We start from the raw sequence: 8,591 nt of genomic DNA, 5'->3' as shown, positions 1-8,591 counted from the left end.
AGTTGCTATAGAAATACCTGATGTTTCTATTGTAACTATTTTATCAATTTTTTCTTTTCTAAATATTCTAGAAAATTCTTCTCCTATTTCTTTTAATAATTTAATGTCTAATTTGTGATTTAAAAAACTATCAACCTTTAAAATATTTGGTTTTTTAATTTTTGCATCTTTTAATATTCTTTCTTTAAATTTTTTTCTAAATTCTGAACTTAATTCTGCAACTCTAAATTCAGAAAAATTTTCAAATGAAATTTCTTCACAACCACAAATGATATTTCTACTATTTCTATACTCTTCTTCCAATTTATTTCTTAATTTATCATCCATATTATTACCTTCTATCTCTTATTATTCTTTATTTTTTTAGTATTTTTTTCATTTGCCACTTTATTATTCAAATCATTAACTATTGTGTTCACAGTTTTTTCTTTTTCTTTAGCTGTTTTTATATCAGTTTTAACTTCCTTTTTTGTTTCCTTCTTTACTTCATTTTGTTTATTTTCCTTTTTAACTTTAGTTGTTTCTTTTTCTTGCTTAATTTTATCATTAGCTTTTACTTCTTCTTGTTTAATTTCATCATTAGTTTTTATTTCTTCTTTTTCATCTTCTTTAATTTCAGAATTTACTAATTCTTTTTCATCTTTCTTTTCATCTTCTGTAATATCTATTTTATTTTTTTCAAACCCAACTTTTCTTATATTAAATGAAGAAGAAAAAATTTGCGTATTTGTAACTGCAGTCCTATTTATATATTTAACCTTAAGAAAAATAAAGATAAAAGAAATAAAAAGTAATAAATAAAACAATAGATTTATAAACTTATTTTTTTTTCTCATTATATACCACCTTTTAAAATTTTAAGTATTACATTTTTAGAATTATTAGCAGCTAAATTAACAAATTCTGTATATTCCATTACAGAAGATGAATTTAACGAATCAGATATAGAACGAATAATAGCAAATTCTATTCCTAATACATGAGCACAGTGAGCAACTGATGCAGATTCCATATCTACTGCAAGTGCATTAAACTTTTCACCCAATTTCTCTTTTTCTGATAAATTAGAAACAAATTTATCTCCAGATAAAATTTTACCATAATATATATTATCATTTTTTAAAATATTTTTTATTTTATTTAATAATATGTCTGATCTAAATATTGAAGTATCCATTCTTGGTATTGTACCTATATCATAACCAAATTCTGTTGCATCAAATAAATATTCAAGTAAACTATCTCCTATTACTACATCACCTATATTTACATTTCTATTTAAAGAACCAGCGACTCCTGAAAATAGTATTTTATCAACACCAAATTCTTTAAATAATAAAGTTGTCGTAATAGAGGCATTAACCATACCAATACCTGATTTTACCAAAACTATATCTTTATCATATATTTTACCTTTATAAAATTTCATATTATTAATATCATATACTGTTAAATTTTTTATTTCTGATGATATTACACTAATTTCCTCATCCATTGCCCCTATAATTCCAATCATATTTCCTCCTAAAATAAGTTTCCTTTAGTATATATTAACATTTTTTTTTTAAAATTTGAATAAGAAAATAAAAATACTCCCAAAAGGGAGTATTTATAAATAAAATATTATTTAATTAATTCTTTTAATGCTGTTGCAACGAATTCAACTTTAGGTCCTACTACTATTTGAGCAGCATTTTTATTCACAATTGTAGTTCCAAATGCACCAGAAGCTTTAACTTTACTTTTATCTACTATATCAGTATTGTTTAATTCAAGTCTTAATCTTGTAGCACAATTATCAACTGATACTATATTTGCAGGTCCACCAATAGCTTCAAGTATTATTTCTGCCATTGCTGTAAATTTATCATCTGATGTAACTTCAACTTTAACATCTACTATGTCATCTTCTCTACCTGGTGTTTTTAAATCAAAGAATTTAATTGCAAAGTAGAATACTGCAAAGTAAATAGCCGCAAATACTATACCAACAAGAAGTAATAATAATGGATTATTAGCATTAGGGTTTCTTAAGCTTAAAACATAATCTATTAATCCAGCACTAAATGCAAATCCTGCAGTTGTTCCAAGATAAGCAACTACTGTTAATGAAATAGCTGTTAAAATAGCGTGTAAAGCATATAATAATGGTGCAGCAAACATAAATGCGAATTCTAATGGTTCAGTAACACCAGTTACAAAAGCTGCAACTCCTGCTGCTAACATTAATGATCCTATTTCAGATTTTCTTTCTGGTTTAGCTGTCATATACATAGCAAATCCTGCTGCTGGTAACCCAAACATCATTACTGGGAAGAATCCTGCTTGGTACATACCTACATGATATGTAGATTTAACAACTTCTGGTAAATCAACTAATGCATTAGCTGGATCTCCCCAGAATCTTCCTATATCATTAATTCCAATTAAGTTAAAGAAGAATATTGAATTTAATGTGTGGTGTAATCCTAAAGGTATTAATAATCTATTAAATAATCCAAATAATCCAGCACCTACAGGTCCAAATTTAGCAAATCCTTCACCAAACTTAGTTAAACCACCAAATATTGTTGGCCAAATAAAGAATAATAATCCAGATACTGCAACCATAACAAATGATGTTATAATTGGTACAGCTCTTTTACCACTAAAGAAAGCTAAGAAATCAGGCAATTCTATTTTATGGAATTTATTATATAATTCAGCAGCTATAATCCCTGATAAAATCCCTATGAAAGGATTTTCTATTTTAGCAAAAGCTGCTGGAACTTCTTCAGGTGCAACTTGCATAAATTGAGCAACAGCTCCTGAAGATAATAATGTAGTTACAACTAAATAAGCAACTAATCCAGATAAAGCAGAAGCACTATCTTTTTCTTTAGTCATCCCTAATGAAACTCCTATAGCAAATAGTATTGGTATTTTATCTATTATTGCAGCTCCTGTTTTAATAAAGAATGCAGCAACAACATTTCCTGCTCCCCATCCTGTTGGGTCTAAGAAATAACCTATACCCATTAATAGAGCTGCAGCTGGTAATACTGCTACTGGTAACATTAAAGATTTACCTAGTCTTTGTAAATACTTCATCATAACGATTCACTCCCTTAATTTATATTATAATATAATATACCCTAAATTTGAGTATAATTTTTATTATTACTATTTTAAAAATCGTAACTTTTTTAACCTATATTTTAACTTTTAAATAAAAACATAGATTTTTAAATAGTTTTTTAAACAAAAACTTTTTTAACATTTTTTAATTATTTTACATTTTAGTTGGTGCAACTAAGTAAACTGTATGCTTTGAATTATCTTTTATAAAAATAGGATTTAACTCATTTGATAAATAGATTTCAACAAATTCAGATTCTTGTAAAGTTTGTAAATAATCCAATAAAAATTTAACATTTAATCCTATACTTAAATCTCCTCCATCATAAATTATAGGTAAATTTTCACTAGATTCTGCTAAATCAGTTTTACCTAATATTTCTAAAGAATTTGATTTAAACGTTAATAAAGCTACATCTTTTTTATCTTTATTATCTTTAACAAAAACATATATTCTTTTTAAAACTGAAGTAAAGTCTTTAATATTTATAGTAGCTTTCTTATCACAATTATTTATCTTATCGATTAAAGGTTTATACATAGGATATGCTGATTCATTTAACTTTGATATAACTTCAACATCTTTAAATTTAAATAAAACTCTAGCTCCATCAGATTTAAAATTAATAACCTCATCATCTAACTGATTCATAATCTTAGATAAACTATTTATAGAACGTAAAGGTATACTTATACTTAAACTTTCTCCATCAGCTTCTTCAATTTTTCTTTCCAAATACACTAATCTTCTCTGATCTGTTGCTATAAGCTTAATTGCATTTTCTTTCTCAAATCTAATACAATTCGTTTTATTTCCTAATTGAATATCTGCAGCAAATTTAACATTATTTATATCATCTAGTAATTTATTTCTATCAAAATTTATACTCATTGCAACTTCACCAACTTTTGGTTCATACATTTTTTCATATTGATATATAGAAAATTCACTACTACTTTGACCAGATATTATATTTATTTTATTATCAATTTCTTTTATTTCTATAATTTCTGAATCTAACTGTTTCAAAAATTCTTCCATAAGTTTATGTCTAATAATAAATTCTCCTTTTTCAATAACTTCACATGCTAATTCTGCTTTTATAAATAGACCATCACTCATACCTTTCAATACTATCTTATCATCTAAAACTTCTACATAAGTACCAGTTTTACTACTATTTGATTTATCATCAACAATAGCATTGTCTACAATTTGTATCATTTTCAAAAATTCTCTTCTATTTAATTTTATATCTAACATTACACCTACTCCTTTCAATAAATATCTTTATAATCTTCTAAATACTTTTTAAGTTTAATTATGGATTTTTTCTCTATTTGTCTAACTCTTTCTCTAGTAATATTTAACTTAACACCTATTTCTTTTAAAGTATATATTTTAGATTCGCCTAATCCATATCTCATCTCTAAAATTTCTTTCTCTCTATCATTTAAAGCACTATTTAAAAGATCATAAATTTCTATAATTTGATCTTTTTTTATTATTTCAGTTTCTAAATCATCTTCTTGACCTATAACATCTTCAAGATATATATTATCTCCTATAGATTCACTCAAAGATACTATATCCTGAAATTCATTTTGAAGTAAAACAACCTTATTAGGTTTCATACCTAATTGCTCCCCTATATATTCCGGACTTGGTATATCACCATTTTCAGCTTGATAACTATCTATTACTTTATTAACCTTAGATAATTGTTCATATTTATAAGAAGGTATCCTTATATCTCTACCTAAATTCACTATAGCTTTTTTTATAGTTTGCCTTATCCACCAAACTGAATAAGTACTAAATCTTAAACCTTTGTTATAATCAAACTTATCTATAGATTTTATTAATCCTAAATTTCCTTCACTTATTAAATCTATTAAAGGTAATCCATTACCAACCATTTTTTTCGCTTCTGAAACAACTAATCTTAAATTAGATAATATTAAAAGATGTTTAGCTTGTTCATCATTATCTTCTCTAAATCTCTTAAATAACTCAAATTCTTCCTCTGCACTAAGTAAGTCATGACTTTGTAAGTCTGATATATATAAAGATATTAGATTTATATCCTTTTCTTCATTTATCTTATTATCCATCTATTCTCCTAAAATTCTGATTTTAATTCTCTCGACATAAATGTAGGTAAAAGATCTTTAACATTATTATTTTCATAAAGAAGAGCATATAATTCAGTAAATACAGGAGCTCTTAAAGAATATTTTTTTATAATATTATATAATGCTTTTGAAGTAGGTAACCCTTCTGCTACCATCTTCATTTCATTGATTACATCGTCTACTTTTTTACCTTTACCTATTTCTTCACCAAAATATCTATTTCTACTATGTTTACTTGTACAAGTAACTATCATATCACCTATACCTGTTAAACCTAAAAATGTATGGGGATTAGCTCCTAACGCTTTACCTATAACAACCATTTCATTCATTCCACGAGTTAATAGAGCAGCTTTAGTATTATCACCATATCCTAATCCATCACAAATACCTGCACATATTGCAAGACAATTTTTTATCGCACCACCTAATTCAGAACCAATTAAATCTGAACCAGTATAAACTCTTAAAGTATGTCCTATACTAAAAACATTTTGAACTATTTTTGCTGCTTCTTGATCATTAGATACTGCCGATATTGCTGAAGGCATATCATTTACTACTTCTTCTGCATGTGTTGGACCAGCAAGTAATACATATTTATATATATTTTCTCCTAAAACTTCATTTATCATTTTAGATATAGTAAAACCACTAGAAATTTCTATTCCTTTAGCCACATTTACAAGTATAGTATTTTTATTAATATTACCTTTCAATTTAACAACTATATTTCTCAAAAATTGTGTTGGAGTTGCAAGTAAAATAATATCTATATTTTCTTTATTTATTATTTCTAAATAATCATCTATAATTTCTATAGTTTCATTTAATTTAAAACCTTTTAAAAAATTACTATTCTCTCTACTTTCTCTAATTTCCTTACGATATTGTTCGTTATATTCCCAAATATAACACTTATATCCTTTTTTATCTAATAAGTAAGTTAAAGCAGTTCCCCAACTACCTCCACCTATAGTTAATATTTTCATAACCTCTCCTTATATTACTTATTTCTATTAGCTTTATCGTAAAATTTATCTTCTTTACCTTCTAATAAATTCTTAATATTAGATTTATGTCTCCATATAACTAGTATTCCTACAACAAGTGATAATAAAGCTATAATATTATTATACATTATATACGTTAAAATTGGAAGTAGACCTGCAACACTTATTGAAGCAAGAGAAACATATCCTGAAAAAATAACAATCAAAAGGAATACAATAACTAGTATAATAATTACTTTAGGTATCAACACTAACATAACTCCTAAAGAAGTTGCTACTGCCTTACCTCCTTTAAATTTAAGATATATACTATAACTATGACCCAATATTGCTGCAAGTCCTATTAATACTACATATATATCTGATAATCCAAACTTTCTAGCAATAATAATAAAAATCATTCCTTTAAAAGCATCAAATAATAATACCATTACTCCAAGTTTCCACCCTAAAACTCTAGCTGCATTAGTTGCACCTACATTTCCACTACCAAAATCTCTAACATCTATATTTTTAAACATCTTACCTATCCATAACGCATTAGGAATAGAACCTACTAAATAAGCTAATATAAATAATATAAAAAATAATATCATTATTCTCCTTTCACTAATAGAACTAAAACTTCTATATGATGTGTTTGAGGAAACATATCATAACCTTTTACATATTCTAGTCTATATCCTTTTTCTATCAATATTTTTATATCTCTTGCAAGTGTTGACGGATTACAAGAAATGTACACAATTTTAGATATATTTGATTCACAAACACTTTCTAGAACAGAATAATCTATCCCTTTTCTTGGTGGATCAAATACTATATAATCTATTTTATCTTTATTCATAATTTTATCAATAACATGTTCAACTCTAGCTTCTATAAATTCCACATTATTAATATTATTATCTTTTACAGTTTTTCTTGCAGCAATAACAGATGATTTTACTAGTTCTATCCCGTATACTTTTTTGGCTTTTAAAGACATTATCATAGATATTGTCCCCGTACCTGAAAATGCATCTATTATATTCTTATCAGAATAATCTCCAAGTAAATTTATCGCATCATTATATAACTTAATCGTTTGATTTCTATTTATCTGAAAAAATGAATCAGGATAAATCTTAAAATTGATACCCATTATATTTTCTTCAATATAGTCTAATCCTGCTATTTTATAAGTTTCTTCACCAAATATAACATTATCTTTTTTATTTTTAATTGATATATATATAGATTTAAGATTATCATGTTTTTTATAAAAATATAATAAAAAATCTTTTAACCTATTTAAATTAGATTCTTTATCAACTACTAAAACAAGTAACAATTCTCCTTTACTATTATTTCTAACAATACAAGTTTTAAGAAGTCCACTTTTATTTACATCATTATATACCTTAAATTCCCTTTTAGTACCTTTAAATTTATTCATTTCTTCTAACAAATCATTCATTATATAATTACAACAAATAGACCTTAAATTATATTCATCCGCAACAAATATATCATGAGTTCTTTTTTGATAAAATCCTGTATGTATTTTTCCTTTTATTTTAACAAAAGGTTCTGCTACTTTATTTCGATAATTATATATATCGTCACTTTTTTCAAAAGGAATATTTTCAACAGAAATTTTTCCCAAACGCTTTAATATATCTTTTAATATTTCTGATTTATATAAAACTTGCTTATCATATTTTATCATTGCAAAATCACAACCAGAATAATCCTCAAATGTTATTTTTTTATTATCTAATCTATCATTAGATGGCAAAATTATCTTTTCTATTAAACCTCTACCATAATTTTTATTTAAAGATATTAACTTAATACTTAAAACATCTCCAGGAACAGACATAGGAACAAAAATTGCAAAATCATTTAAATATCCTAGTCCTTCTCCTCCAAAAACCAACTTTTCTATTTTTATTTCTACTATATCATTTATTTTCATTTCAAATACTCCAAAGCATTTTTAAATTGCAAAATCAAACCATATTTTATTGCTTCTTCATTTACTTTAAATTTAGGATGATGTAAATCATATACAGCCCCTATAGACTCATCTCTTATTCCTAGTCTGTAATATGATCCGGGAATTTCTTCAAGAAAATAACTTACATCTTCTACATCCATTCTAGCTTGCTCTATAATTTCAAGCTTTTCTTTTCCAAAAATATCTAATATATTATTTTCTAAAAATTTAGTTTTTTCAAAATCATTTATCACAGGATGATAACTTTCTTTAACATCAATTTCTATACTCGCTCCTAGACTTTCAACAAATTTAGGTAAATCATATTTTAATATATTCACTAT

General features: G+C 25.4%; 9 protein-coding genes and 1 pseudogene. All 10 read right to left on the bottom strand.

Annotated features, from left to right (window positions below; all coding sequences use genetic code 11):
• Positions 1–327: pseudogene (locus ACWYO2_RS03500) on the bottom strand (hypothetical protein); the annotation flags it as partial.
• A gap of 11 nt (positions 328–338) precedes the next feature.
• Entirely contained in the window at positions 339–836 is a 498-nt protein-coding gene (locus tag ACWYO2_RS03495; RefSeq protein WP_455515112.1) for a hypothetical protein, read from the bottom strand.
• Positions 836–1,516 carry a 5'-methylthioadenosine/adenosylhomocysteine nucleosidase gene (locus ACWYO2_RS03490; protein WP_455515111.1) on the bottom strand — a complete coding sequence of 227 codons (681 nt, stop codon included), beginning with the start codon at positions 1,514–1,516 and terminating at the stop codon, positions 836–838. Before ACWYO2_RS03490 ends, ACWYO2_RS03495 begins: the two co-directional genes overlap by 1 nt.
• Before the next feature lie 107 nt (positions 1,517–1,623).
• Positions 1,624–3,093, bottom strand: a complete 1,470-nt coding sequence (gene nagE, locus ACWYO2_RS03485) for an N-acetylglucosamine-specific PTS transporter subunit IIBC (protein ID WP_455515110.1) — start codon at positions 3,091–3,093, stop codon at positions 1,624–1,626.
• A 178-nt stretch (positions 3,094–3,271) separates the two neighbouring features.
• Positions 3,272–4,381, bottom strand: coding sequence for a DNA polymerase III subunit beta (locus tag ACWYO2_RS03480; RefSeq protein WP_455515109.1), 1,110 nt, complete (start codon positions 4,379–4,381; stop codon positions 3,272–3,274).
• 14 nt (positions 4,382–4,395) lie between these two features.
• On the bottom strand, positions 4,396–5,232 hold the full coding sequence (locus ACWYO2_RS03475) for a sigma-70 family RNA polymerase sigma factor (protein ID WP_455515108.1): 837 nt from the start codon (positions 5,230–5,232) through the stop codon (positions 4,396–4,398).
• Positions 5,233–5,240: 8 nt separating this feature from the next.
• Complete coding sequence (locus ACWYO2_RS03470; RefSeq protein ID WP_455515107.1) at positions 5,241–6,245, bottom strand: NAD(P)H-dependent glycerol-3-phosphate dehydrogenase; 1,005 nt, start codon at positions 6,243–6,245, stop codon at positions 5,241–5,243.
• Positions 6,246–6,259: 14 nt separating this feature from the next.
• On the bottom strand, positions 6,260–6,859 hold the full coding sequence (gene plsY / locus ACWYO2_RS03465) for a glycerol-3-phosphate 1-O-acyltransferase PlsY (RefSeq protein WP_455515113.1): 600 nt from the start codon (positions 6,857–6,859) through the stop codon (positions 6,260–6,262).
• 2 nt (positions 6,860–6,861) lie between these two features.
• Entirely contained in the window at positions 6,862–8,226 is a 1,365-nt protein-coding gene (gene rlmD, locus ACWYO2_RS03460) for a 23S rRNA (uracil(1939)-C(5))-methyltransferase RlmD (RefSeq protein ID WP_455515106.1), read from the bottom strand.
• Positions 8,223–8,591 (bottom strand): M20/M25/M40 family metallo-hydrolase (locus ACWYO2_RS03455; protein WP_455515105.1); only part of this gene is annotated, 369 nt, incomplete at its 5' end. The genes ACWYO2_RS03455 and rlmD, both read right to left, overlap by 4 nt.

This window comes from Pseudostreptobacillus sp., assembly GCF_977040545.1.
This window is presented reverse-complemented; position numbering and strand designations above follow the sequence as displayed.

Coding starts and splice junctions, on each gene's coding strand:
- rlmD (WP_455515106.1), bottom strand. CDS start 8,226: ATGAAAATAAATGATATAGTAGAAATAAAAATAGAAAAGTTGGTTTTT.
- ACWYO2_RS03470 (WP_455515107.1), bottom strand. CDS start 6,245: ATGAAAATATTAACTATAGGTGGAGGTAGTTGGGGAACTGCTTTAACT.
- ACWYO2_RS03495 (WP_455515112.1), bottom strand. CDS start 836: ATGAGAAAAAAAAATAAGTTTATAAATCTATTGTTTTATTTATTACTT.
- ACWYO2_RS03475 (WP_455515108.1), bottom strand. CDS start 5,232: ATGGATAATAAGATAAATGAAGAAAAGGATATAAATCTAATATCTTTA.
- nagE (WP_455515110.1), bottom strand. CDS start 3,093: ATGATGAAGTATTTACAAAGACTAGGTAAATCTTTAATGTTACCAGTA.
- ACWYO2_RS03490 (WP_455515111.1), bottom strand. CDS start 1,516: ATGATTGGAATTATAGGGGCAATGGATGAGGAAATTAGTGTAATATCA.
- ACWYO2_RS03480 (WP_455515109.1), bottom strand. CDS start 4,381: ATGTTAGATATAAAATTAAATAGAAGAGAATTTTTGAAAATGATACAA.